Source organism: Ectothiorhodospira shaposhnikovii (genome assembly GCF_047222355.1).
Classification (GTDB): Bacteria; Pseudomonadota; Gammaproteobacteria; order Ectothiorhodospirales; family Ectothiorhodospiraceae; genus Ectothiorhodospira.
This window is the reverse complement of sequence record NZ_CP178333.1, coordinates 2,011,640-2,035,476: the sequence shown is the minus strand read 5'-3', so window position 1 is coordinate 2,035,476 and position 23,837 is coordinate 2,011,640. Positions and strand designations below refer to the sequence as shown.

Below are 23,837 nucleotides of genomic sequence, written 5' to 3'. Positions count from 1 at the left end.
GAGGGGTTGGGGTGAGGGGAAAGCTTACTCGCCGCGATGGACGACGAAGGACGTTCCCTGGCACTGGGCGAAGTTGTCATAGCCGATCACGCGCACCAGATGATCGGGATGCTCGTTCTTGCAAGCCTCCACTTCGGCCAGCACCGTTTCCACCGACTGCTCGCCGAACATGGGCAGCTTCCACATGTACCAGAAGGAGCCGAAGGCATTTTCCGGTTCGCTGTGCTCGATGGCCGGGTTCCAGCCCTTGCTGATCATGTATTCCACCTGCTTGCGCACCTGGTCGGCGGTCATCTGCGGCAGATAGGAGAAGGTTTCGTACTTTTCGGACTGCTTGAAGCTCTGGATCTCGGACATGGTCTTATCCTCTGTTCAGTGTCTGGGGGCGGGGCGGCCCGACGGCCGCCCCCGGCAAGGCCGCTTAGCGGTGCTGCACGTCCAGCTTGTCCACGGTATCGAACTCGAACTTGATCTCCTTCCAGGTTTCCATGGCGATCTTGAGTTCAGGGCTGTGCTGAGCGGCGGCGATGAGGATGTCCTTGCCTTCCTTCTCCAGTTCACGTCCTTCGTTGCGGGCCTGCACACAGGCTTCCAGGGCCACGCGGTTGGCGGAAGCGCCGGCGGCGTTGCCCCAGGGGTGACCCAGGGTGCCACCACCGAACTGCAGTACCGAGTCGTCACCGAAGATGGTGACCAGGGACGGCATGTGCCAGACGTGGATGCCGCCGGAGGCCACGGCGAAGACACCGGGCATGGCGCCCCAGTCCTGATCGAAGAAGATGCCGCGGGAGCGGTCTTCCTTGATGTAGGACTCGCGCAGCAGATCGATCCAGCCCATGGTGGCGGCGCGGTCGCCTTCCAGCTTGCCCACCACGGTGCCGGTGTGCAGGTGGTCACCGCCGGACAGGCGCAGGATCTTGGCCAGCACCCGGAAGTGGATGCCGTGGCGGGGATGACGGTCCATGACCGCGTGCATGGCGCGGTGGATGTGCAGCAGCATGCCGTTCTCGCGGCACCAGTTGGCCAGACCCGTGTTGGCGCAGAAGCCGCCGGTGATGTAGTCGTGCATGATGATGGGGGCGCCGATTTCCTTGGCGTACTCGGCCCGCTTGTACATCTCTTCCGGGGTGGGGGCGGTCACGTTCAGGTAGTGGCCCTTGCGCTCACCGGTTTCCATCTCGGCCTTGTTGATGGCCTCCATGACGAAGTCGAAGCGCTGGCGCCAGCGCATGAAGGGCTGGGAGTTGACGTTCTCGTCGTCCTTGGTGAAGTCTAGGCCGCCGCGCAGGCATTCGTACACGGCGCGGCCGTAGTTCTTGGCGGACAGACCCAGCTTGGGCTTGATGGTGCAGCCCAGCAGGGGACGGCCGTACTTGTTCATGATGTCCCGTTCCACCTGAATGCCGTGGGGCGGACCGCCGCAGGTCATGACGTAGGCGATGGGGAAGCGCACATCTTCCAGACGCAGGGCGCGCACGGCCTTGAAGCCGAACACGTTGCCCACCAGGGAGGTGAACACGTTCACCATCGAGCCTTCCTCGAACAGGTCGATGGGGTAGGCGATAAAGGCGTAGAAGCACTCGTCGTCGCCGGGCACGTCCTCGATGTGGTAGGCGCGACCCTTGTAGTGATCCAGGTCGGTGAGCAGGTCGGTCCACACGGTGGTCCAGGTACCGGTGGAGGATTCGGCGGCCACCGCGGCGGCGGCTTCCTCGCGATCCACGCCCGGTTGCGGGGTCACCTTGAAGCAGGCGAGGATGTCGGTATCCCGGGGGGTGTATTCCGGGGTCCAGTAGGTCTGGCGGTACTCTTTCACACCGGCACTGTAGGTCTTGACTGCCATCATCGACTCCTTTGGGCTTGATGTTTTGAACCACGTCCCGGGTCAAGCCGGGTCGTGGGTAAAGCGTACTCAAATCCGATAGACAAGAGACTACATGATCTATGGGTATAATAGATAATCAATTATGATGATTGTATGTATAAGTTATAACTTATGGTTTATTGAGTGAGGATCAGGGTGGGGTCCATGCCCGTCACTCCCGCGAAAGCGGGAATGACGCAGAACAACACCGGGCCGTTTATCAGCAAATCCCAGGTTATAAGTGTTAAACTTTTTGGCATGAACTGAGCACCCAACCTCCTCAGGACCATGCCTCCGAGCCCCACGCCCCGCCTCCAACGCCTGTTCCCCTTCCTGACCTGGTTCCCCATGACCCTCGGCAGTCTGCGGGCGGACCTGATGGCGGGCCTGGCCGTGGCCATGGTGCTCATTCCCCAGTCCATGGCCTATGCCCAGCTGGCGGGCCTGCCCGCGGTCTACGGACTCTACGCCGCCTTCCTGCCGGTGATGGTGGCCGCCCTGTGGGGATCTTCCCGCCAACTGGCCACCGGCCCGGCGGCCATCGTCTCCCTGCTCACCGCCTCGGCCCTCATCCCCCTGGCGGCCCCGGACTCCATGGAATACATCACCCTGGCCATCAGCCTGGCCCTGCTGGTGGGACTGTTGCAGCTGGGCATGGGACTACTGCGACTGGGGGTCCTGGTGAGCTTCATCTCCCATCCGGTCATCGTCGGTTTCACCAACGCCGCCGCCATCATCATCGTGCTCTCCCAGGTCAACCAGATCCTCGGTGTACCCATGATCTCCGGCGGGGTGTTCCTGCGGGACATCGGCGCCATGCTGATGCAGATCCCCCAGGCCCATCTGCCCACCCTGGCCATGGGCCTGGGGGCGATGCTCGCCATGTGGGGGCTGCGCCGGCGCTTTCCCCGGGTGCCCGGGGTGCTGGTGGTGGTGGTCATGGCCACGGTCATCAGCTGGGCCGTCGGTTTTGAGAAGACCCAGTCCATCACCCTGCAGGACATCCGCTCCGGCCAGGTGCAGGAACTGGTGATCCAGCTCGATACCCAGAAAACGGTACTCAGGACCGAGGATGCCCAGATCCGCACCCTGAAAAAGACCCTGGACGAACTGCCGCCCATGGAGGCCCTGAATCACCGCCATCAGGTGGATGTGCTCATCTACGACAGCCAGCGTCGGGCCGAGACCATCAGCCACCTGCAGCGGGAACTCCATGGACTGCCCCTGCGCCAGGCCGGGGGCGAGCATCCGGGGTTCTACCTGGCCGATCAGCTGCCGCCGGGGCTGGAACCGGAAGGTCCCGTCTGGCGCATCACCGCCGTGCGCGACAACGTCATCCATCTCAATGGCGGGGGGCATGTGGTGGGGCAGGTGGCCGCCGGCCTGCCGCCCCTGACCCTGCCCCAGCTCAGCTGGGACATGGTGACGGCATTGCTGAGCACCGCCTTCGTCATTGCCCTGGTGGGGTTTACCGAGGCCATCGCCATCGCCAAGGCCATGGCCACCCGCACCGGCCAGCGCATCGACCCCAACCAGGAACTCATCGGCCAGGGGCTGGCCAAGGTGGTGGGCAGCTTCAGCCAGGCCTATCCGGTGAGCGGTTCCTTCTCCCGCTCGGCCATCAACCTGGCCTCCGGGGCGCGCACCGGCATGTCCTCCATCTTCACCGGCCTGCTGGTGCTGCTGGTGATCCTGTTTTTCACCCCCTGGCTGTACCATCTGCCCCAGGCGGTGCTGGCGGGGATCATCATCATTGCCGTGGCCAGCCTGCTGAACCTGCGGGGGCTGCGCCAGTCCTGGGCGGCCCACTGGCATGACGGCATGGCGGCCCTGGTCACCTTTGTCGCCACCCTGGCCCTGGCGCCGAGCCTGGACAAGGGCATCCTCATCGGCGCCGGTCTGGCCCTGGTGCTGTATTTGTATCGGACCATGCATCCCCGGGTGTATGAACTGGCCCGCACCCCGGAGGGCACCCTGGCGGATGCCCGCATCCACGGCAAGGGCGAGGAAGAGCGCATCTGCATCATCCGGTTCGACGGTTCGCTGTACTTTGCCAACGTGCCCTATTTCGAGGACGCCATGCTGGGCCTGCTGGCGCGCCACCCCAAGGCCCGTTACGTGATCGTCATTGCCTCCGGGATCAATGAACTGGACGCCTCGGGGGAGGAAGTGGTGCGCAACCTGATCTGGCGGTTGCGCAACCGGGACATCAGTCTGGTGTTTGCCGGCCTCAAGCCTCAGGTGGTGGAGGTGATGAAGCGCACCGGCCTGTATGAGCAGGTGGGAGAGGGGTTCATGTTCCCCTCCACCGACGCCGCGATCCGCGCCCTGGAAGGGCGTCTGGCGGAGCAGGGCGCCGGTGAGCCGCCGGAAACCGGGCGGGAAGAAAAGGGCTACAGCTCACAGGGGGGGTGATTGACGTCAAAGCTCCCTTAAGGTCAGCACCAACTGCGGCTCCCAGTGGGGTAGCTCGATGCCCAGATCGGTCTCCAGCTTCTTCACGCACAACCGCGAATTGCCCGGCCGCCGTGCCGGGGTGGGGTAATCACTGCCGGGGATCGCCGCCACCTGGGCCGGGGTGAGTGTCAAGGCCATCCCCGACTCCGCCGCCCGTCGGAAGATCTCGCAGGCAAACCCATGCCAACTGGTCTCCCCATGGGGCGCCAGATGATACAGCCCCTCGATGCCCCGCCCCAGCCGCTGCCGATACACCGCCAGGGCAGTGACCTCGGCAATCAGGCGGGCCGGGGTCGGCGCGCCGATCTGATCATTCACCACCTTCAGGCTGTCCCGTTCCTGGCCCAGCCGCAGCATGGTCTTCATGAAATTGTTGCCCCGGGCGCTGTACACCCAGCTGGTGCGGAAGATCAGATGAGCGGCCCCGCCGTCCATCACCGCCTGATCCCCCGCCAGCTTGCTTTCCCCGTACACGGACAGGGGCCCGGTGGGACTGTCTTCCCGCCAGGGCGCATCCCCGTCGCCGGGATAGACATAGTCACTGGAATAGTGGATCAGCGGAATACCGGCGATGGCGGCAAAGCAGGCCAGCTGTTCCGGCAGTTCGGCATTCAGGCGAAAGGCCGCCTCGCGCTGCGTCTCGGCCGCGTCCACCGCCGTCCAGGCAGCGGCGTTGACGATCAGTTCCGGACGGATGGCCCGCAAGACCCCGGCCACCGCATCCGGACTGGACAGGTCCAGTTGGGCACGGGTGGGAGCGATCAACGATCCCAGCGGAGACAGGGCCCGCAGCAGTTCAAAACCCACCTGGCCGGTGGCACCCAGGATCAGGATGTTCATACGCCGGTCCCCAATCGTTCTCCCTGGTAGCTGCCGTCCAGCACATGCTGCCACCAGGAGGCGTTGTCCAGATACCAGCGCACCGTCTTGCGCAGGCCGGATTCGAAGGTCTCCCGGGGTGTCCAGCCCAGTTCCCGCTCGATCTTGCCGGCATCGATGGCATAGCGCCGGTCATGGCCGGGGCGGTCCTGCACGAAGGTGATCAGGTCTCGATAATGACCCCCGAAGGCGGGGGGTTGCACCGCCTGCAGCAGGTCACACAGGGTATGCACCACTTCCAGGTTGGTCTTTTCATTGTGGCCGCCGATGTTGTAGGTCTCGCCGGGCCGCCCCCGGGAGGCCACCAGGATCAGGGCACGGGCATGGTCCTCCACATACAGCCAGTCGCGGATCTGACCACCGTCGCCGTAGACCGGCAGGGGCTTGCCCGCCAGCGCATTGAGGATCATCAGCGGGATGAGTTTTTCCGGGAAGTGGTAGGGACCGTAATTGTTGCTGCAGTTGGTGACCAGGGTCGGCAGGCCGTAGGTGCGCTGCCAGGCCCGCACCAAGTGATCGGAACCGGCCTTGCTGGCGGAGTAGGGGGAACTGGGGGCATAGGGCGTGGTTTCGGTGAACAGGCCGTCCGGGCCTTCCAGGTCGCCGTAGACCTCGTCGGTGGAGATGTGATGGAAGCGGAACCCGTCGGCCTTGTCGGGCCGGTCGGTTTGCAGATCTTTCCAGTAGCCGCGGGCGGCCTCCAGCAGGGTATAGGTGCCGACGATGTTGGTCTCGATGAAGGCCGCCGGGCCGTCGATGGAGCGATCCACATGACTTTCCGCCGCCAGATGCATGACGATGTCCGGTCCATGATCGCGAAAGGCCGCCGCCATGGCCTGGGCATCGCAGATGTCGGCATGGATGAAGTGATAGCGGTCACTGTCGGCCACGGGGGCCAGGGATTCCAGGTTGCCCGCGTAGGTGAGCTTGTCCACCACCACCACCCGGTGATCGGTGGAAGTGATCAGCTCACGGACCACGGCGGAGCCGATGAAACCGGCGCCGCCGGTGACGAGAAAGGTTTTGCGCATGGGTCGGATCAAATCCTGATGTTTACCAGTGATACCGCAGCCCTAAGGTCACGAAATTGGAGCCTACCCGCCGAGGGGCAATCACACCATAGATCCCGGACCGATGATGTACCCGGGTGATGAAGCTCAACTGAGGATACCTCACCAGCCCCCACTCCACTTCGTAGCCATTGTAATTCTGGAAACGGTAACGTCGCTCCGGGTCATCCTTGGGGCCATCCTCATAGGCCGGATTGCCGAAGGCATAGGACAGCCCCAGGCTCATCGCCGCCCGCAGTCGCACAGGCCCCAGTTCTCCCTGGGGGCTGGCCAGCACATAGGCCGCGTTCAGTTCCCAGTTGTCCTGCAATCCATAATGCCTGACCACAATGGCCTCGGCGCCGGTGGTCACTCCGGACACCCCGATCCAGCCAAAGGCGGTATCGATGAAACCCGGGGTAGGGGTCTGCTGACGAAAACCCAGGGCGGTAAAATAGCTGGACTCATAGTCCAGAGAGCCGTCCACCAGTTTCTTGGGCATCTGCAGCAGATCCGAGTCCACCCCCTGACCCGCGTACAGCGTCAGATCCCGCGCCGGCGCGTCGGCGGCCACGGCGTGCCCATGCCACGGCCCGCTCACCACAAGCAGGCAGCAGAGCAGGGCGACGGCAAGGTGCCGGCTGGAGAAGGATAGAGTCCCGCGCACGCCGGTCCGGCAGGTGGATCCTTTCAACATGGATGTTTTTCTCACCCCGTGGACGAAGGCAGGTTTCTAACCCGATCCCCGCAAGGGGTCAAGTTGTGCTCACCAAATGCCTTCGCGCAGGCCGTCATTCCCGCGTAGGCGGGAATCCAGGCATCAGATCCGTCATTCCCGCGAAAGCGGGAATCCAACCGGGGATGCAAAAGAAAACCCGATTCTGTGGTGCACTGCAAAGCACCATTTCGGATCAGGATGCTATACTGTCGGCAAATTTTACCCTCCATGGATTGAGGGCCGGTCGGAACCCCGGCGGCTCCTGTTCTCAACGGCTGAGAGGTCATCGTGCTGTCGCAATTTTCGGGCAAGCGTGTACTTTTGCTGCAGGGGCCCATGGGGCCTTTCTTCTGGCGCCTGAGGAAAGACCTGGAGGCTGCCGGGGCCGAGGTGGACAAGATCAACTTCTGTGCCGGCGACCAGCTGTTCTACCCGTTCCGTGCCATCAATTATCGTGGCCCCCTCAAGGACTGGCCGGATTACCTGGCCGGCTTGCTGGCGGATCGCGATTACGATGCCGTGATGCTCTTCGGTGATTGCCGTCCCTATCATGCCGTAGTGCCCCACGTCATCCGTTTTCTCAAGGTCCGCCTGTACGTTTTCGAGGAAGGGTACCTGCGTCCGGATCACATCACCCTGGAACAGGACGGGGTGAACAGCTACTCCTCCTTGCCTCGGGACCCGGATCACTACCGTCGTTTCGCCCCTCACGAGGTGGAAACGGCCACCTGGGCCCGCGCCACCTGGCCGGTGCTGTGGGCGGGCATCTATGCCACGCTGTATGCCATCACCAGCCATTTCCTGAATCGTCGCTTCCCCGGCTATGAGCATCATCGCCCCCTGCACCCGCTGTCCGAAGCCTTTGTCTGGACCCGGAGCCTGTGGCGCAAGCACTGGTTCAAGCTACGGGAACGCAAGCTGGCCCGGTCGCTCCAGGACGCCTCGGCGGGGAGTTTCTTCCTGGTCCCGTTGCAGACCCACAACGACGCCCAGATCCGGGTCCACTCCGATTTTCGCGATATCCCGACCTTCATCGAAGACGTGATGCGCTCCTTCGCCGAACATGCGCCGGCGGATCAGCGCCTGGTCATCAAGCATCACCCCATGGACCGGGGCTATCGGGAATATGGCCCGCTCATCCGTCGTCTGACCGCCAAGTATCAACTCCAGGGGCGGGTTGACTATGTGCACGATGTCCACCTGCCCATGTTGCTGGACCGTGCCCGCGGCACGGTCGTCATCAACAGCACCGTGGGCCTGTCTTCCATCCTGCACGGCACGCCGGTATGCGTGCTGGGTGACCCGGTCTATCACATGCCGGGGCTGACCCATCAGGGCACCCTGCACAGTTTCTGGAACAACCCCGGGGAAGTGGACAAGGCGCTGTTCAAGCGGTTTCGCGCCTGGTTGCTGGCCCACAATCAGGCCAACGGGAATTTCTATCAACCCCTGCCGGGCCTGAAGGGACATACCGGCGTCACCTGGCCGCCACTGTTGGGTGCGGAAGCGCTTGCCACGGACTCGGACCTGGACAGGGCGCGGGAACGGCGTCAGCAGCGCAATCTGCGCCCCGGCACGGCGGTGCTGGGGAAATGTGCCCAACGGGTCTCCGGAAAGGCGGTCTAAGCTTCAGCTCCCGCCTCATCATCATCCCCGACCCTTCTCCCCTGGGTGAACGTGAAAGAACCCAGTCAGCTACAGGCGCTCCCTTCTCCCCCCTCAGGGGGAGAAGGGCTGGGGATGAGGGGGGAGAGGGGCTTGTCACGTATCTTTCGTTATCCGGGGTGACTCACGCAAAGACCTCCGCCTTCGCCAGCGGCACGCCTTCCTGGTCTTTCCCCGACAGCACCGGGTCCCCCTCAAAAGGCCAGGTAATCCCGATATCCGCATCATTCCAGGCAATGCAGCGCTCACACTCCGGCGCATAGAAATCCGAGGTCTTGTAAAGAAACTCGGCCACCTCGCTCAAGGTGAGGAAACCATGGGCAAACCCGGGCGGGATCCACAGCTGCCGCCGGTTCTGCGCGGACAGCACGGCACCCACCCATTGTCCGAAGGTGGGGGACGAGCGACGAACATCCACCGCCACATCAAACACTTCCCCCTGAACCACCCGCACCAGCTTGCCCTGGGCATGAGGCGGCAGCTGATAGTGAAGCCCCCGCAGGACCCCCTTCGCCGAGCGTGAGTGGTTATCCTGCACAAACTTAGCCTGTACCCCGACGGCGGCCTCGAAGGCCCGGGCATTGAAGCTTTCGTAAAAAAATCCCCGCTCATCTCCGAACACCCTGGGCGTCAACAGCACCACCTCGGGAATGGCCAGACGCTTTGCCTCCATCATCACACCTCCGTCTGGAGCAGGTTCATCAGATACCGTCCATATCCCGTCTTGGCCAGGGGCGCGGCCAGTGCTTCCAGCTGTACCCCGTCGATCCAGCCGGCCCGGAAACAGATCTCCTCCGGACAGCACACCTTCAGGCCCTGCCGCTGCTCAATGGTGGCAATGAACTGCCCCGCATCCAGCAGACTGTCATGGGTGCCGGTATCCAGCCAGGCATAGCCGCGTCCCATGATCTCCACATGCAGCTCACCCTGTTCCAGATATCGTCGGTTCAGGTCGGTGATCTCCAACTCCCCCCGGGCCGAGGGCCGCAGGCCCCGGGCCAGTTCCACCACCTGCTGGTCATAGAAGTAAAGCCCGGTCACGGCATAACTGGACTTGGGGCGCGAGGGCTTTTCCTCCAGGGAGAGCACCCGCTGGTCCCGGTCGAATTCCACCACCCCGTAGCGTTCCGGATCCTGCACATGATAGGCAAACACCGTCGCGCCCCGGGTCCGCTCCATGGCGCTTTTCAGCATGGGCGGCAGGTCATGGCCGTAGAAGATATTGTCCCCCAGCACCAGGGCGGAGAGGTCATCACCGATGAAATCGGCGCCGATGGTGAAGGCCTGTGCCAGACCGTCGGGGCTGGGTTGCACCGCGTAGGAAAGCTGAATACCCCACTGGTTGCCGTCCCCCAACAGCTGCGAGAAGCGTGGGGTATCCTGGGGGGTGGAGATGATCAGGATCTCCCGAATCCCCGCCAGCAGCAGGATACTGAGGGGGTAGTAAATCATCGGCTTATCGTAGACGGGCAGCAGCTGTTTGGACACAGCCAGGGTCGCGGGATGAAGCCGGGTGCCGGAGCCGCCGGCGAGGATGATGCCTTTGCGCTTCTGGATCATGGTGCCTCGCAATTGATGAATTGATGGAATCCGTCATTCCCCACACCCCAATCCGTCATTCCCGCGAAAGCGGGAATCCAGATCAGCCAGCCTCCCCACCGTCTCCCTGGCCTTCGCCGCCAGCGCCGCCCGCAGAGCCTCATCGCCGGCCAGCGCCAGGATCGACTCCGCCCAGGCCGCCTGATCCAGCGGCACCACCCAACCATCGACCCCATGGGCAATCACGTCCGCACAGGCCGATCCCGGCGAATACACCCCCGCTGCCCCACAGGCCGTGATGTCAAACACCTTGGTATGAGAACGTGCCCGATTGAACGGTAGATCCAGCTGCGGCACCAGCCCGATATCCCGCCGGGCCGAGGCCAGAAACCCCCCATAGGCCGGCCAGCGCATGGGATGCACCACGGTCACCCGGGGCAGACCCCGGTACAGTCGGTAGACATCCCGGCCACCGACGATCTCGAAATGCACCCGCTCATCCCGCGCCAGCACCGTCTCCATCACCGGTCGCAGCCAACGGATCTCGGCCTGATGGGACGCGGAACCATGGTAAAACACCCGGCACATGGATGCCGGCGGCGGCACGGGGCAGGGCAGCACCAGCGCCGGTTGCCAGTCGGCATATTTTTGTTGCAGATAAGGGGTGGAGACCCACAGCCTCGCCCCCCGTCGGCGCAGCCAGTCCCGATGCCGGGCCGCCAAGCGCCAGAGCTTGGCCCGATACCGCCAGGGCATGCCCGCCGAAGCCCGCACATCCAGCACGTCGTCATCCATGAACAGCACCAGATGCGCGACATGCCCATGGGCATGCTCCAGCAAGCGGCGCCAGGCAGGGGGGATGTAACGCACGAACACCACCGTCGCCCCCTGGAGCGCCTCGATGGCTGGGATATCCGAGAACCGGCAACGCCGGACGGCTTCCCCCCCGGCCCGCAATGCCGGGAGCACGAAGAAATCCGAGGAGGGATTGGGCTGTTCTTCCACCAGAAAGATCATCCGCCCCTACCACCCCCACACCATCGGCACCAGCAGCAGTGCCAGCGCCCCGGTCACCACCGTCATCGGAATCCCCGCCCGCAGATAGTCGCTGAACCGATACCCGCCGGGACCGTACACCATCAGATTGGTCTGATAGCCGAACGGCGTGGCAAAACTGGCCGAGGCCGCGAACATGATGATCACCGCAAACGGCAGCAGGCTCACCCCCAGGTCCGCCGCCACCGCAAACGCGATGGGAAACATCAGGACCGCCGCCGCATTGTTGGTGATCAGCGACGTGAACAGGGCCGTCACCAGATACACCATCAACAGATTCACCCAGGGGTCCGTGCCCGCCAGCCCCGTCAGGGTCAGGGCGATCGACTGGGCCAGACCGGTGTTCTCCATCGCCGCCGCCACCCCGAAGGCCGCCGCGATGGTCAACAGCACCGACCAGTCCAGGCTGCTGCGGGCGGAGAACATGCTCACGCAGCCGGTCAGGACCATCAGCCCCGCCGCCGCCAGCGCCGCCTCCAGCATGCTCAACAATCCCAGGGTGGCACTGCCCACCATGGCCGCCAGGATCCCCACCGCCACCAGCGCCCGGTCATGGCGTGGCGCCACCGAATCCTGCACCTGGCTCATCAGGAAAAAATCCCGCCGATTGCGGTTCTGAGCCATGAAACTCGGCCCCGCCTCCACCAGCAGGGTATCCCCTGGCCGCAACACCACATCCCCCAGCTTGCCCCTGAGCCGCTGGCCGTTGCGGGCCGCCGCGATCACCACCGCGTTGTAACGGTTGCGAAACTTCCCGTCCCGGATGGTCATCCCCACCACCGGGCAGGTATTGGACACCACCACCTCCAGCAAGGCCCGGTCCGAACGCCGGCCATCCAGCTTGAATACCTGATGAGTGGCAGGCGTCAGCCCGCGAATCCGCTGCAGATCCGCCATGGACTCCACCACCCCCACGAAAATCAGCCGGTCCCCGGCCCGCAACACCTCCTGGGGTGACACCGCCGGAATCAGGGTGCCGTCCCGGTCCAGCTCCATCAAAAAGCCGCCGGGCAGATGCCTGAGGCCGGCGGCCTCGATGGTCTGACCCACCAGAGGGCCGCCGGCCTCGACGATCATCTCCAGGGTGTATTCCCTGGGATCATCGATCTCGCTGATGGCCGGCTTGCGGTCCACGAACAGCCAGCGATTGCACAGGATCATGAACGCCAGTCCGGCCACGGCCACCGGCACACCGACCCAGGCGATGTCGAACAATCCCAGCCCATCGCCGGTCTGCTCCAGCAACAGGCCGTTCACCACCAGGTTGGTGCTGGTGCCGATCACCGTCACGGTGCCCCCCAGGATGGCGGCAAAGGACAGGGGCATCATCAGCCGGGACACCGGCAACTGGAACTTGCGCGCCCACTCGCTCACCGCCGGGATCAGCATGCCCACCACCGGGGTGTTGTTCAAAAAGGCGCTCATAATGGCGACCGGCCCGGTCAGGCGCACCTGGGCACGCATCAGGTTCTTCGGCCGCCCCAACAGGCGATTCACGATCCACTGGATCCCCCCGGTCTCCCGCAGGCCGGCGACCACGATATACAGGGCGGCCACCGTGATCACCCCCTGGTTGGACAGCCCGGCGAAGGCCTCGCCGGGGGAGATGATGCCGGTCAGCAGCAACAGCACCACCGCCCCGAAAAAGACGAGATCCGGCGCCGCCCGGGTGAGGGTGAGCACCGACAGCATGCCGACCACAATGGCGGCGGTGAACCAGGCTTCCAGTGGCATGGGATGAATCTTTTAATCAGTATGGCGGGAGAAGAGTCCTGGCACTGGAATATACAGGAAGTTCATCCGGGACACCCTTAACTCCTTGCCCTTAAATGAGTTAATCTAAGCACCAGAACCCTGTTCATGACTGCAGAAGGATATTGATGTCAAGTACTGGAAGTGGCCGGGCCTGCCCTCAAATCATGATCCCGCGGCACATCAGCCTGGCGGTATCCGACGCATGAATATCCCCGCAACCGACGACACGGCCCCCTCAGTCATGGCCCAGGGGCTGGGTATTCCGCACGCCTACCACCAACCCCTGCCTCTGCCGTTCACACTGCCGACTCGACTTTATGGCGGTATGCTGCTGGTGTGGTTGCTGCGCCCGGCACTGCAAAGACGATTCCCCCTTCATCTGGGGCAGCGGGATGTCTATCTGAAGTTTCTGGCCTGGTGTACCGCCATGGGGCGGCGCCAGTACGCCCTGCTGCGCTCCATCGACGCCTGGAACGAAGAACTCATGCGCCCCATGGCGCTCCCCCCGATCAAGGGATGTCCCTGGCAGGAAAGCTATACCGTGGGCATGTACCTGGCCGGCATCACCCGGAGCAGATACTGGCATGGCCAGTTGCTGGGTAACCGCACGATGCGCCACCGGGCCGCCCGTTGGTACTTCCGTGAAGGTCGTCTCCTGATGGGGCTGAACCACTGCCCTCCCTGGCAGCAAGCCGCCCTGGAACAGGGATTCTCCTGCCCGCAATCCTTCGTGCAACAACTGCTCCTGCCCAAGGACCACCGGCATCCCGAAGGCCCGGCGCGTATCCAGCAGGCCGTGGAGGATATCGTCCAGTGCTGGGGGCAGGCCGAGTGCGTCGGTCCCCCAAAGCCACCTGCTTGCCAACCCGACTCCTCCTCTCCAAAGGCCAGCCGGCTCCTGGCGACCGGTCTGCCGGTGATCTCCCATCGCCTGTACTGGCTGGCGCGTGAAATCCAGCAGCGCTTATCAAACCAACAACCCGACATGGCCCAGATCCATCGTATGGTGGCGCCATTGAACACGGCCGCGTCCCAGGCCATCAGGCCGGCGCAAAGAGGTTATCTTGGCACCCGTCCCTTCGGCGTCAACCTCATCGGCTACGCCCGCGGCGAGCTGGGCATCGGGGAAGATATCCGTACCGTGGCCCGATCCCTCCAGGAGGCCGGTGTCCCCTTCAGCATCGTCAACGTGGAACCCGGTGCCGACGTCAGCCAGGGCGATACCAGTGCCGAACACTGGATCACCGACCGCTTCGACTACGCCATCAATCTCTTCTGCATGACCGGCATCGAAATGGCCCGCATGACCGCCGAGAGAGGATTTGGATGGCTCGAAGGCCACTACAACATCGGCCTCTGGCCCTGGGAACTGCCCGAATGGCCACAACCCTGGCAACACACCTTCTCCCTGGTGGACGAACTCTGGGGCATCAGCCCCTACACCGCCAAGGCCTACGCCAAGGCGCCGGTGCCGGTGGTGCCCATGCCCTTGCCGGTGGACATCAGCGATCATCTCATTCGCAAGGATCGGGCCGCCTGGGGGCTGCCGGAAGATGCCTACCTGTTCGTCTTCTCCTTCGACATGAACTCCACCCTGGCACGCAAGAACCCGGTGGCCGTGGTCAAGGCCTTCCTGCAGGCCTTTGCCGAGCAGCCGCAGAAGCGTGTGGGGCTGGTCATCAAGGTGAGTCACCTCAAACAGCGCCACCCTGACTGGAAAACCCTCTCCCGACTGATCAAAAAAGATGATCGCATCCACCTCATTAAAGGTGAACTACGCAAAAGCGAAGTCCTGTCCTTGTACAAAAGCTGCGACTGTTTCGTATCCCTGCATCGCGCGGAAGGCTTCGGGCGAGGGCTTGCCGAGGCCCAGTTGCTGGGCCTGGAGATCATTGCCACCGGTTACTCCGGCAACATGGTGTTCTGCGCCGACAACGACACCCGCACGGTGGATTACCGGCTGATCGAGGTCGGCCCCGGCGAGTATTTCTACGGTGATGGCCAGCACTGGGCCGACCCTGATATCCTTCAGGCCGCCAGGTTTATGCGGCAGTGCGCTGAAAGTCCGCGAATTCCGAGGTGTGACTTGGTGCGTTTTTCTACCCAGTATTGCGGAAAGATATATCGCACGCGCCTAGAAGCCGTTGCTAATGAAGTGTTAACGGGATTATGAAAAATGCCACTAAGCGCAGAGGTTAAAGAGCAGTTTGCAAGGTTTCATGGCTACACAATTGAAGAAGCTAGCCAGTTGGTCAATCAGACTCGCCCCGCCATTACCAAGGCAGGTGGAGCATCTCAGGTAAGCGGACCGTCGAAGCACGGGCGCGGATACGTACACATGGGGGTGGGTGTTTCTGCTGCTGAGAAAGACAAAGAAAATATGGATCTACTTAAGTTCTGGTAATGATCAATGATTGAATCAGAGGATGATATCAAGGGGAGGGCTCGGTCACTCATGGAAGATGCCAGTGTCAGGGAATCACTGGCTGAGACATTTTCATACTACGCCAGGGAGTTGAATGACGTACTAACAGTGGCAACCATAGAAAGTGCTGGTGTACGTCCGGAAGGACTCGCTAATGAAGTTTTTTCCGCGTTTCATCATATTGCTCGCGGGCTGTGTTTGGCAGAGGCGGATGCACAGGAAGAAATTGAAAAAGCGCGATCTACCCACCTTAAACGTGCCACGCTTGACTCCTATAAAATTGCGATCAATTCATTTCTCAAGGAAGATACCAAGGAGCGAGAACTCCTTGACTACATGGTTTTGGTAGAAGATTTTACCCGGTATGTACCTGATGGGCTTAAGAAGGTGCAAGAAGTCAAGGATCTCTCGCGAGAAGTGAAGGGCTTGTATGCGCAGGCAAAGCGGCTCGAATCTCGTGGTGAATTCACGCAGGCAATAAAACAGTACAATCAGGCCTTGGCGCGTTGCTACACCCTAAGACAAAAAGTTGAAGTTTTCACTCGCGATCAATCCTATGTTCTCGCCACGGCCCGCGAAGCCAAGAAAGACTCGCAGCGAATTAGTGATAGGAAATTTACCTTCGCGATGGTGCTCATTACAGCAATACTTTCAGCCACGTTAACGTACTGGATCCCGCAATGGTTCTCTGGCTCCAAAAGCATAGACGAAAAAGTATCAGCGCAATACATCTCACATCCTGACTAAATTAATACCTGCAATCAGGTAACGTCAGAATTTCGCCAAATTGCATGAAGAAAGGAATTCACCCTTCCATGATTCATCCCGTCATCCTCTCCGGTGGCTCCGGCAGCCGCCTCTGGCCCATGTCCCGCGCGGGTTACCCCAAGCAGTTTTTACCCCTGCATGGCCAGGGTGAAACCACCATGCTGCAGGACACCGTAAAACGGGCCAGTGGTGAAGGGTTTGCCGATCCCCTGCTGGTTTGCAATGAAGCCCATCGCTTCATCATCGCGGAACAGATGCGTCAGATCGGAATCACTCCCAGCGACATCCTGCTTGAGCCCGTGGGGCGCAACACCGCACCCGCCGTGGCGGCCGCGGCCCTGCGTTTGAGCGAACATGGGCCGGAAGCACTCATGCTGGTGATGCCTTCCGATCATGTCATCCTGAACGAACCCGCCTTCCGTCAGGCCGTTTCCCGGGCTGCCGTGGCGGCCGCTGAGGGCGCGCTTGTCACTTTCGGGATCACCCCCACGGCGCCGGAAACCGGCTATGGCTACATCCAGCAGGGTAGGGCTTGGGGCAGGGAGGCCGAAGGTATTCACGAAGTGGAGCGCTTCGTGGAAAAGCCTGATCAGGAAACCGCCCGTCAATACCTGGAATCCGGCGACTATGTCTGGAACAGCGGCATCTTCCTGTTCCAGGCCGGTGCCTATCTCCAGGCGCTGGAGCAATTCCAGCCGGAAATACTGGCCGCGGTGCGCAAGGCCGTGACACACAGCACCCAGGATATGACCTTCTGCCGCTTGGACAGCGAAGCCTTTTCCGAGTCACCGTCCGATTCCATCGACTACGCGGTGATGGAGCATACCGACCAGGCCGCCGTGGTGCCGGTGGACATGGGCTGGAACGATCTGGGTGCCTGGTCTTCCTTGTGGGAGATCGAGGCCAGAGATGAGCAAGGCAATGCAACCAAGGGTGACGTGTTGCTGCACGATACCCGCAACAGCTACGTGCACAGCACCCATGCCATGGTGGCCCTGGCCGGCGTGGAAGACGTGATCGTGGTCGCCACCGATGATGCGGTGCTTGTCGCTGATCGCCGCAAGGCTCAGGACGTCAAGAAAATCGTTGACCGCCTCAAGGTGGAAGGGCGCGACGAACACAACCTTCACACCACCGTTCACCGCCCCTGGGGAAGTTACCGGGGCATTGATCTGGGGGATCGCTATCAGGTCAAGCGCATCACCGTCAAACCGGGTGAAAAGCTCTCACTGCAGATGCACTATCATCGTGCCGAACACTGGATTGTGGTACGGGGTACGGCCCTGGTCACCGTTGGCGATGAGCAGCGCCTGCTGCGTGAAAATGAGTCCACCTACATCCCCATGGGGGAAACGCATCGTCTGGAAAATCCCGGCAAAGTGCCCTTGCAACTGATTGAAGTGCAGTCCGGCAGTTATCTTGGCGAGGATGACATCGTCCGCTTTGAAGACGGCTATGGGCGTTAATCATGGTAAAAGGGTCGGCATGTACCTTATCCCTGTGAAGGTATTTTAAACAGAAAAGAATTTTGGCCCAAGGAGTGAGGATGGCCTTCAAACGCAGGCAAAGAACCTACAACCCAAAGCGGCGTTTGGTTATGGAAATTGACTTTTCAGCTCAAGCCGACTGGCAGAATCAAGTAAGTTATGGTGGAAACCCGGAGCATAAGAGAAATCCGGGGGATTTTGGCTTGACGCCCCCTTCTGATCCACGTCCTGGAAAAATGCTGTGTGATGATACGGGAATCATTACCCGTCAGGCTGCATTGAGCTTGCTGCAAAAAGGCTTGTCTGCAGGGCTGTACAGCAGCCGTATGGGACATGGAGACTACTGGCCGCAGAATATTTGGGCTGTCACGGAAACAGGCCTACCCATGGAAGCGCAGTTGGAGAATCCAGCAAAAGGTACCTATCATGGCTACCCGATGCCGGAACAGGATCCGTTTCGGGAGGAAGTCCTTAAACGGTGGGAGCAGCGTGATGCCCATGTTTGAACTCAGTGTCGAACCGCTCGAAAACATCGGAAAAGCTCGGCTGACGATTCGCGTAGGTGGTCAATATGTAACGGAAAATGAAGACTTCCTTGATGAACATCGCGTCAAGCGCTCTTTGATCATGGATCCCATTCCATGGGTGGAATGGGTCGCGGCGAATTGGTGGCGGTTGCGCTGGGAGGGCGAGCATCATGGCTCCCCTACAGTCGATTGGCGCATGAGTCACTGCCTGTCCGGGGCAGCAGGTGGGATAGTGTGGCCGCATGTCTGCATGCATTCGGATGGCGAAGCCATTTTTCTGCGTGCCAAACCCACTCGAGGTGAAAACGCCGCACTGCGTTTCCTGAATGCCGCGGAAGGATGGGTTGACGCCGAAGCATTTGAGCAAGCCCTGGACGCCAGCGTCACCCAAACCTTGCAGATGATACCTGAAGACCATCCGGCCAAGGCGCTATGGGCTGATGTCATGGCCGAACGCGCCGATCCTGAAACGGCCCTGTGGCGTCGGCTGGAAGCCCGTATGGGGTTTGATCCTGATGAGGGTCCAGAGTCACTGATTCAGCGTTTGATCAGCGCAGGCGCCCGCTTTGGCGAACAGGCCATGGAAGAACTTGCCGCCGACTCATCCACTGAGATGCCCGCGATGCTTGAAGAATTGGGCGATGCAATAAGCACAAGTCATCTTCCCGTGATGTCTTTGGAAGACCTTCATGGCATTGAGCCACCGACCAGGCTTCATGCAGCGAATCGGCCGCCGTGGCAGTCGGGTGTGGACATGGCTACCCAGGTAAGAACCTGTTTAGGGATGGGCAATGATCCTGTGACGGATCGCCGTCTGTCCGAGTTGCTTCATTTGCCCGAAGACATTCTGACAACCGAAGGTCCCCGACTCCCCAAGTACGACTGGAATGCCGGACTGCGCCGGGACAGCGGCATATTGGTGAACCTATCCTCGCATCGACACACCGGGCGTCGTTTCGGGCTTGCCCGTCTGCTTGGAGATGCGCTCGCATTTGACAAGTCTGAAAAACTGCTTCCATCGACGCGCGCACGCACTGCACGTCAGAAATATCAGCGGGCCTTCGCACAGTCATTGTTGTGCCCCTACGAGGCACTGATTGAATGGATGGACACGGATGCTCCAGACGACGATCAGATTGAAGCTGCCGCTGAGCATTTTCAGGTATCAACTCGTGTCGTCGAGCATACTCTAGAGAATTATTGTTCCACTTCTTATCACTAAGCGAACTCCTTACTCAATGAACACACTCTGCATCACCGGCGCCCCCAGTGCTGAATTCAACACCCTCAGTGGACTGCTTTTTCAAAGCGGCCTGTCTCAGGCCCAGCCCATCGAGCGCCAGGCCCGGCTCAGCATGGCCGACTGGCATGCCAAGGTGGCCCCGGTGCTGCAACGCAAACAGCCACTTGGGCGTCTGTGGGACGAGGTGGCCACAGACCTGCTGCTGACCAATCTCCACCAGCCCTGCTGGGGCTGGGCCGAACCGGAAAGTCTCTGGGCACTTGACTACTGGGCCGAACTGGAACCCGGCATCCATTTCCTGCTGCTGACCTGCGACCCCCAGGATTACCTGGCCCACTGCCTGCTGACGGAAGAAGACCTGGATGAAAAAACCTGCCTAGAGCAGTGGCGAAGCCACCACGAGCGCCTGCTGAACTTCTACCTGGCCAACCCCGAGCGCTGCCTGCTGGTGAATGCCCGTCAGGCCGTTATCAAACCGACGGCCTTGCTGGAGAAACTCAACGAGCGCTGGCAGCTTGGCCTGCAGATGCCGGAGCCCCAGTCACTGCCGGCGCTACCGGGAGCACGTCAAACGGCACCCCTGACACTGGCGCGTCATCTGGCAGACAAAACCCTGCGGGAAGCCGGAGGCAATCTGACCCCCCTGCACCAGGAACTGCAGGCTGCGCAGCAACCCCTGACCGATGTGGATACCGAAAAGGATGAAGACGGTACTCTGCAAGGTCAGGCAGAACTGTCCCTGGCCTCCATTCTCAAGGACTACCAGCGTCGCTGTGCCCAGGATCTGTCGGAAGACGAACGCCGGCAGCTCAATGTACTCAAGCAGGAAAACGCCAAGCTGCTTGAAAAACTGCATCAGGTACAGGAAAAGCTGGAAAGTGCCACCCAGCAACACCAGGCGTTACAGCAGTCACTGGTTGAAACCCGCAAGGCACTCACCCGTCACCAGGAAAACGAGAAATCACTGGAAGAGAGCAAGCAGGAGAATGAACTACTGCTCCTGCAGCTGCATCAGGTACAGGAAGAACTGGAAGCCACGTTCCTGAAGCATCAGGAGAATGAGAAGGCACTGCAACAATCCAGGCAGTCAGCGGCCGATGTCACCAAGGAGCGTGACCAAGCCCGCCAGCAGGCAGAGCAGCACAAACAGGCCTTGGCCGGGATGGCCCAAGCGCGCGACAAAGCACTTCGGTCACAGCAGCAAGCCGAGAAGGCACTGGAAGAGAGCAAGCAGGAGAATGAACTACTGCTCCTGCAGCTGCATCAGGTACAGGAAGAACTGGAAAGCTATTTCCTGCAACACCAGCAAGCCACCAAGGACAATGAACAACTGGCCGCGGAAACCCGCCGCCTGAAACAGCAGCTCAGCACATTCGAACAGGAACAGGCGGAACAGTCTCAAGGCTGGCTCAAACGTATCATCGGAAGGAAAAAGGACAGACAACCCCAGCTGGCGTATGAACACATTCAATTGCAGCATGAACAGGTCAACCCGGATTATGAGCATCTCTGGATCAGGCTGAAGAATCCCACCTTCGGGACTCGTCACGCCGAAGCCTGGAGCTTCCGCCTGTCCTGCGCGGGGGTACGGCCTGGTGATTTCGGCAGCCAGCCCAAACTGGAACTGCCGGAACAGAAAGAGCAACTCTTCGAGCACTGGTTTGAAGAAAGCCGGGACGATCACGGCCCCAAACTGGAGCTGCGCTTTGCCTTGCCCGATGCCATGGATGGTGGGGTATGGAAAAAGATTCAACCGCAAGACCAGCAGCTGTTGCGCTCCCTCATCCAGCAGTTACCGCAGATGCTGGAATCCCTGGCGCAGCAGGGCAGAAGGGTGTCCCGCGACTGGGCCGACTGGCAACGGCTGGCCGCGGACATGCAGCGCATCCACTCTGCCAAAGCGAAATAACAGGCCCGGTCTCTTGTCGAGGGAATAACGTCCATGTCCTCCAGCTATCACACACTGATTCACTTGGGCGCAGGTACCCAGCCCCCTGCAGCTTTCTATACCATGTTGGCGGAAAATAGCTGGCTGGTTGATGCCGATTCAGAAGTCATTGCGCAGCGGGCCAGTGAGTTCGAAGATCAGCCTGGACTGCAAGTGCGCCAGGCCCTGATCGACACCGAGCAGCGACCCGGCACGTTTCACCGCTATAACCTGAGCTGGGCTAACGGGCTGATTCCCCCGTCTCAGGAAGTGCAGATGTTATATCCTGGGCTTGTCTGCCTAGCCAAGGAAGACCAACTCACTACTGATATCAAGCAACTGATCAACGAGATTGCCCCGGACAGTCATCGGTCCAATCTTCTGATCATTGATTTAGGTGAACAGGCGCAACTCTTGCTGAACGAACTACAGAAAAGTGGTCATCTGTGTGCATTCAGTCATGTGGTGGTAATACCTGCGCCCCGCAGTACTCAATCGATCGTACCCCCACTAGGCCTGCATGGTCCGTTACACAATACGGAAGTGCGGTTTGAAGGTTTTTCGGACCACCAGCAAGTGTTTTCCCTTCACCCGCTCGCCAAGGAAAATCGGTGGTTGACCCAATCACTGGAAAGCGAGCAAGGCAAGACAGCTCAACTGACTCAGGAACGGGATGCTCTGAAAGCTCAGCATGATGAGCAGGCCCAGCGTGCCGAGCAGCTGGCGCAGGAGAACGCCACTTTCAAGGATGACATCGCCAGACTGAAACAACGGCGTGACGAATTCAAGGCGCAAGCGGAACAACACCAGCAGGAGCTCAAGCAGATCCAGCAGCACCTGAACGACCTGACTCATGAGCGTGATGAAAAGGCTCAACAATTGGAAGGCATCAAGAAGGAACGGGATGACCTAAAACATCAATTGGAAGAAGCGCTTCAAAAGAAAGAAGACGCGCTACACCAGAATCATCTCAATGTACAGGCAAAAAACGCTGCTGAATCACGAGTGGAAGCCCTGGAGAAAGAGCTCGAATCACTCAAGTCAGAAACCTCGAAAATCCGTCAGATAGTGGATGAAGAGAACAAGAATGACCAGCAACGGATAGAGCAGGAAATGCGCAAGGCGGAAGCCCAGCTGGATTTGATCAAGGAGATCCTTGTTCAAGGCAAGGAATCATAGCGATGGGCAGGAAACCTAGACCACCCAGGGTGAAAAAACAAAAGCAAAATTCGGCCAGCAAGATGGTCGTGGCCTCTGAAACGTCAAATCAGCTCACCCAAGCAAGGACATATTGGCTGTTTGGTGAGTGGCAGCGCCTTGCTTCCATTCCCGAAGAAACCATTCAGGATCGCCCCGAGCGGGCGACCATCGCGCTATTGATCAGTAATGCCCATCAGCAACTGGGAGATCTTGAATCCACTCGGCACTGGGCACAATTGGCCATGCAATGGGGCCTGAAACCCACGCAGGTCGCGCGGCTGCTTGCCGCTGGCGTTCATCACACACTGGGACGGATCGCTATCTTGCGTGAAAACGCAGAAGACATCGGTAAGCACTTCACCGCTAGCATGCAGTTGGCACAGATGCAGGATACTGAAAGCGGTACCCTGGCCAAGGCCAGGGCAGTACAGGAAGCAGGTGCACTTCATCAGACCTTACCGCCTCATTTTTTTAAAGATCATCAAACGGAATATCATCCGGCCGCGCAGGATAACTTCTATCGTGTCTTCGAAGATCGCTTTCGGGGTTCCCGTGAGCTGATCAAGCAGCGAGTCCTCGTGTATCTGCCCTTTGTGCAACCCATCGCGAAACGTTACCCCGGTGTTTCTGTGTTGGACTTGGGATGCGGGCGGGGCGAATGGCTCGAAGTGCTCAAAGAGACGGGAATTCCCGCTGAAGGCGTGGACCAGGATGCCGGTATGCTGGAAGCAGCACAACTGGAAGGTTTGTCAATACAGCAAGGTGATGCACTGGCTTATCTGCTCCAGCAACGCGAATCCAGCCGAATCTGCATCAGCCTCATGCATGTGGTGGAGCATATTCCATTTGAGATGCTTCGAGCCATCGTGAAAGAGGCTCGTCGCGTCCTGGTTCCTCAGGGGATTTTGATCATGGAAACCCCTAATCCTGAAAACTACACGGTGGGAAGTTGTAATTTTTACATGGATCCCACCCACCGTAATCCACTGCCGCCCCCATTGTTGGCATTTGTCCCAGAATACTATGGTTTCGAGCGAGTGAAAGTCTTGCGATTACAGGAGCCTGACGGCATGCGAACAAGGGACGAATTCAAGGTGGAAGACTTCCTCACCGGGATTAGCCCGGATTACGCTGTATTGGCGCAAGTGAATCGCTTTGATCCATCAGAAGAGGAAGGACGGGATCCTCTGGCAAACCCCTGGGATCAGGAATACGGGGTTTCATATACCTTGATGTCCAAACGTAATGCCCAAACGAGCCCGAGCTGATATGATAGGA

At 60.4% G+C, this 23,837-nt stretch carries 19 protein-coding genes; 10 read left to right on the top strand and 9 right to left on the bottom strand.

Annotation, left to right across the window (positions count from 1 at the left end):
• Positions 1-24 precede the first annotated feature (24 nt).
• Both ACLF6L_RS09285 and ACLF6L_RS09280 read right to left on the bottom strand, forming a co-directional pair.
• Positions 25-357 carry a ribulose bisphosphate carboxylase small subunit gene (locus tag ACLF6L_RS09285; protein WP_008932608.1) on the bottom strand — a complete coding sequence of 111 codons (333 nt, stop codon included), beginning with the start codon at positions 355-357 and terminating at the stop codon, positions 25-27.
• Positions 358-421: 64 nt separating this feature from the next.
• Positions 422-1,843, bottom strand: coding sequence for a form I ribulose bisphosphate carboxylase large subunit (locus tag ACLF6L_RS09280; protein ID WP_008932609.1), 1,422 nt, complete (start codon positions 1,841-1,843; stop codon positions 422-424).
• A 309-nt stretch (positions 1,844-2,152) separates the two neighbouring features.
• On the opposite strand from ACLF6L_RS09280, the gene ACLF6L_RS09275 reads away from it, so the two are divergent.
• Positions 2,153-4,279 (top strand): SulP family inorganic anion transporter, encoded by a 2,127-nt coding sequence (locus ACLF6L_RS09275; protein WP_412851531.1) that lies wholly within the window; start codon positions 2,153-2,155, stop codon positions 4,277-4,279.
• A 6-nt stretch (positions 4,280-4,285) separates the two neighbouring features.
• On the opposite strand, the gene rfbD is transcribed toward ACLF6L_RS09275, so the two are convergent.
• From rfbD to ACLF6L_RS09260, 3 genes are read right to left on the bottom strand one after another with little or no spacing between them, the layout of a single operon-like run.
• Positions 4,286-5,161, bottom strand: a complete 876-nt coding sequence (gene rfbD / locus ACLF6L_RS09270; protein WP_412851530.1) for a dTDP-4-dehydrorhamnose reductase — start codon at positions 5,159-5,161, stop codon at positions 4,286-4,288.
• Complete coding sequence (gene rfbB / locus ACLF6L_RS09265; protein ID WP_238617893.1) at positions 5,158-6,231, bottom strand: dTDP-glucose 4,6-dehydratase; 1,074 nt, start codon at positions 6,229-6,231, stop codon at positions 5,158-5,160. Before rfbB ends, rfbD begins: the two co-directional genes overlap by 4 nt.
• 22 nt (positions 6,232-6,253) lie before the next feature.
• Complete coding sequence (locus ACLF6L_RS09260; RefSeq protein ID WP_412851529.1) at positions 6,254-6,946, bottom strand: hypothetical protein; 693 nt, start codon at positions 6,944-6,946, stop codon at positions 6,254-6,256.
• Between the two features lie 309 nt (positions 6,947-7,255).
• Here ACLF6L_RS09260 and ACLF6L_RS09255 point away from each other — a divergent pair, with 309 nt between their 5' ends.
• Positions 7,256-8,593 carry a capsule biosynthesis protein gene (locus ACLF6L_RS09255; RefSeq protein WP_412851528.1) on the top strand — a complete coding sequence of 446 codons (1,338 nt, stop codon included), beginning with the start codon at positions 7,256-7,258 and terminating at the stop codon, positions 8,591-8,593.
• A 163-nt stretch (positions 8,594-8,756) separates the two neighbouring features.
• Here the strand turns inward: ACLF6L_RS09255 and rfbC are convergent, their stop codons facing one another.
• From rfbC to ACLF6L_RS09235, 4 genes are read right to left on the bottom strand one after another with little or no spacing between them, the layout of a single operon-like run.
• Positions 8,757-9,305 (bottom strand): dTDP-4-dehydrorhamnose 3,5-epimerase, encoded by a 549-nt coding sequence (rfbC, locus tag ACLF6L_RS09250; protein ID WP_412852774.1) that lies wholly within the window; start codon positions 9,303-9,305, stop codon positions 8,757-8,759.
• A gap of 2 nt (positions 9,306-9,307) precedes the next feature.
• Positions 9,308-10,192, bottom strand: a complete 885-nt coding sequence (gene rfbA, locus ACLF6L_RS09245) for a glucose-1-phosphate thymidylyltransferase RfbA (RefSeq protein ID WP_412851527.1) — start codon at positions 10,190-10,192, stop codon at positions 9,308-9,310.
• 33 nt (positions 10,193-10,225) lie between these two features.
• Positions 10,226-11,188, bottom strand: a complete 963-nt coding sequence (locus ACLF6L_RS09240) for a glycosyltransferase (protein ID WP_412851526.1) — start codon at positions 11,186-11,188, stop codon at positions 10,226-10,228.
• Positions 11,189-11,194: 6 nt separating this feature from the next.
• Positions 11,195-12,961, bottom strand: coding sequence for an SLC13 family permease (locus ACLF6L_RS09235; protein ID WP_412851525.1), 1,767 nt, complete (start codon positions 12,959-12,961; stop codon positions 11,195-11,197).
• A gap of 223 nt (positions 12,962-13,184) precedes the next feature.
• On the opposite strand from ACLF6L_RS09235, the gene ACLF6L_RS09230 reads away from it, so the two are divergent.
• The 8 genes from ACLF6L_RS09230 to ACLF6L_RS09195 all read left to right on the top strand — a co-directional run bounded on the left by ACLF6L_RS09230 (position 13,185) and on the right by ACLF6L_RS09195 (position 23,827).
• Complete coding sequence (locus ACLF6L_RS09230; RefSeq protein WP_412851524.1) at positions 13,185-15,155, top strand: glycosyltransferase; 1,971 nt, start codon at positions 13,185-13,187, stop codon at positions 15,153-15,155.
• 282 nt (positions 15,156-15,437) lie between these two features.
• The gene (locus ACLF6L_RS09225) at positions 15,438-16,154 is read left to right on the top strand and encodes a hypothetical protein (RefSeq protein WP_412851523.1); all 717 of its coding nucleotides are present in this window, start codon (positions 15,438-15,440) and stop codon (positions 16,152-16,154) included.
• Positions 16,155-16,222: 68 nt separating this feature from the next.
• Positions 16,223-17,641, top strand: coding sequence for a mannose-1-phosphate guanylyltransferase/mannose-6-phosphate isomerase (locus ACLF6L_RS09220; RefSeq protein ID WP_412851522.1), 1,419 nt, complete (start codon positions 16,223-16,225; stop codon positions 17,639-17,641).
• 80 nt (positions 17,642-17,721) lie between these two features.
• Entirely contained in the window at positions 17,722-18,168 is a 447-nt protein-coding gene (locus ACLF6L_RS09215; RefSeq protein WP_412851521.1) for a hypothetical protein, read from the top strand.
• A complete protein-coding gene (locus tag ACLF6L_RS09210) occupies positions 18,161-19,411 on the top strand; it encodes an ImmA/IrrE family metallo-endopeptidase (RefSeq protein ID WP_412851520.1) in 1,251 nt (416 codons plus the stop codon). The genes ACLF6L_RS09215 and ACLF6L_RS09210 overlap by 8 nt, the downstream gene beginning before the upstream one ends.
• Positions 19,412-19,427: 16 nt before the next feature.
• Positions 19,428-21,341 (top strand): hypothetical protein, encoded by a 1,914-nt coding sequence (locus ACLF6L_RS09205; protein WP_412851519.1) that lies wholly within the window; start codon positions 19,428-19,430, stop codon positions 21,339-21,341.
• A gap of 33 nt (positions 21,342-21,374) precedes the next feature.
• The gene (locus ACLF6L_RS09200) at positions 21,375-22,538 is read left to right on the top strand and encodes a hypothetical protein (protein WP_412851518.1); all 1,164 of its coding nucleotides are present in this window, start codon (positions 21,375-21,377) and stop codon (positions 22,536-22,538) included.
• A 29-nt stretch (positions 22,539-22,567) separates the two neighbouring features.
• Entirely contained in the window at positions 22,568-23,827 is a 1,260-nt protein-coding gene (locus ACLF6L_RS09195; RefSeq protein WP_412851517.1) for a class I SAM-dependent methyltransferase, read from the top strand.
• Positions 23,828-23,837 lie beyond the last annotated feature (10 nt).

Coding starts and splice junctions, on each gene's coding strand:
- ACLF6L_RS09275 (WP_412851531.1), top strand. CDS start 2,153: ATGCCTCCGAGCCCCACGCCCCGCCTCCAACGCCTGTTCCCCTTCCTG.
- ACLF6L_RS09280 (WP_008932609.1), bottom strand. CDS start 1,843: ATGGCAGTCAAGACCTACAGTGCCGGTGTGAAAGAGTACCGCCAGACC.
- ACLF6L_RS09235 (WP_412851525.1), bottom strand. CDS start 12,961: ATGCCACTGGAAGCCTGGTTCACCGCCGCCATTGTGGTCGGCATGCTG.
- rfbB (WP_238617893.1), bottom strand. CDS start 6,231: ATGCGCAAAACCTTTCTCGTCACCGGCGGCGCCGGTTTCATCGGCTCC.
- ACLF6L_RS09205 (WP_412851519.1), top strand. CDS start 19,428: ATGAACACACTCTGCATCACCGGCGCCCCCAGTGCTGAATTCAACACC.
- ACLF6L_RS09220 (WP_412851522.1), top strand. CDS start 16,223: ATGATTCATCCCGTCATCCTCTCCGGTGGCTCCGGCAGCCGCCTCTGG.
- ACLF6L_RS09200 (WP_412851518.1), top strand. CDS start 21,375: ATGTCCTCCAGCTATCACACACTGATTCACTTGGGCGCAGGTACCCAG.
- ACLF6L_RS09240 (WP_412851526.1), bottom strand. CDS start 11,188: ATGATCTTTCTGGTGGAAGAACAGCCCAATCCCTCCTCGGATTTCTTC.
- ACLF6L_RS09210 (WP_412851520.1), top strand. CDS start 18,161: ATGTTTGAACTCAGTGTCGAACCGCTCGAAAACATCGGAAAAGCTCGG.
- rfbC (WP_412852774.1), bottom strand. CDS start 9,305: ATGGAGGCAAAGCGTCTGGCCATTCCCGAGGTGGTGCTGTTGACGCCC.
- rfbD (WP_412851530.1), bottom strand. CDS start 5,161: ATGAACATCCTGATCCTGGGTGCCACCGGCCAGGTGGGTTTTGAACTG.
- ACLF6L_RS09230 (WP_412851524.1), top strand. CDS start 13,185: ATGAATATCCCCGCAACCGACGACACGGCCCCCTCAGTCATGGCCCAG.
- ACLF6L_RS09260 (WP_412851529.1), bottom strand. CDS start 6,946: ATGTTGAAAGGATCCACCTGCCGGACCGGCGTGCGCGGGACTCTATCC.
- rfbA (WP_412851527.1), bottom strand. CDS start 10,192: ATGATCCAGAAGCGCAAAGGCATCATCCTCGCCGGCGGCTCCGGCACC.
- ACLF6L_RS09285 (WP_008932608.1), bottom strand. CDS start 357: ATGTCCGAGATCCAGAGCTTCAAGCAGTCCGAAAAGTACGAAACCTTC.
- ACLF6L_RS09225 (WP_412851523.1), top strand. CDS start 15,438: ATGGAAGATGCCAGTGTCAGGGAATCACTGGCTGAGACATTTTCATAC.
- ACLF6L_RS09215 (WP_412851521.1), top strand. CDS start 17,722: ATGGCCTTCAAACGCAGGCAAAGAACCTACAACCCAAAGCGGCGTTTG.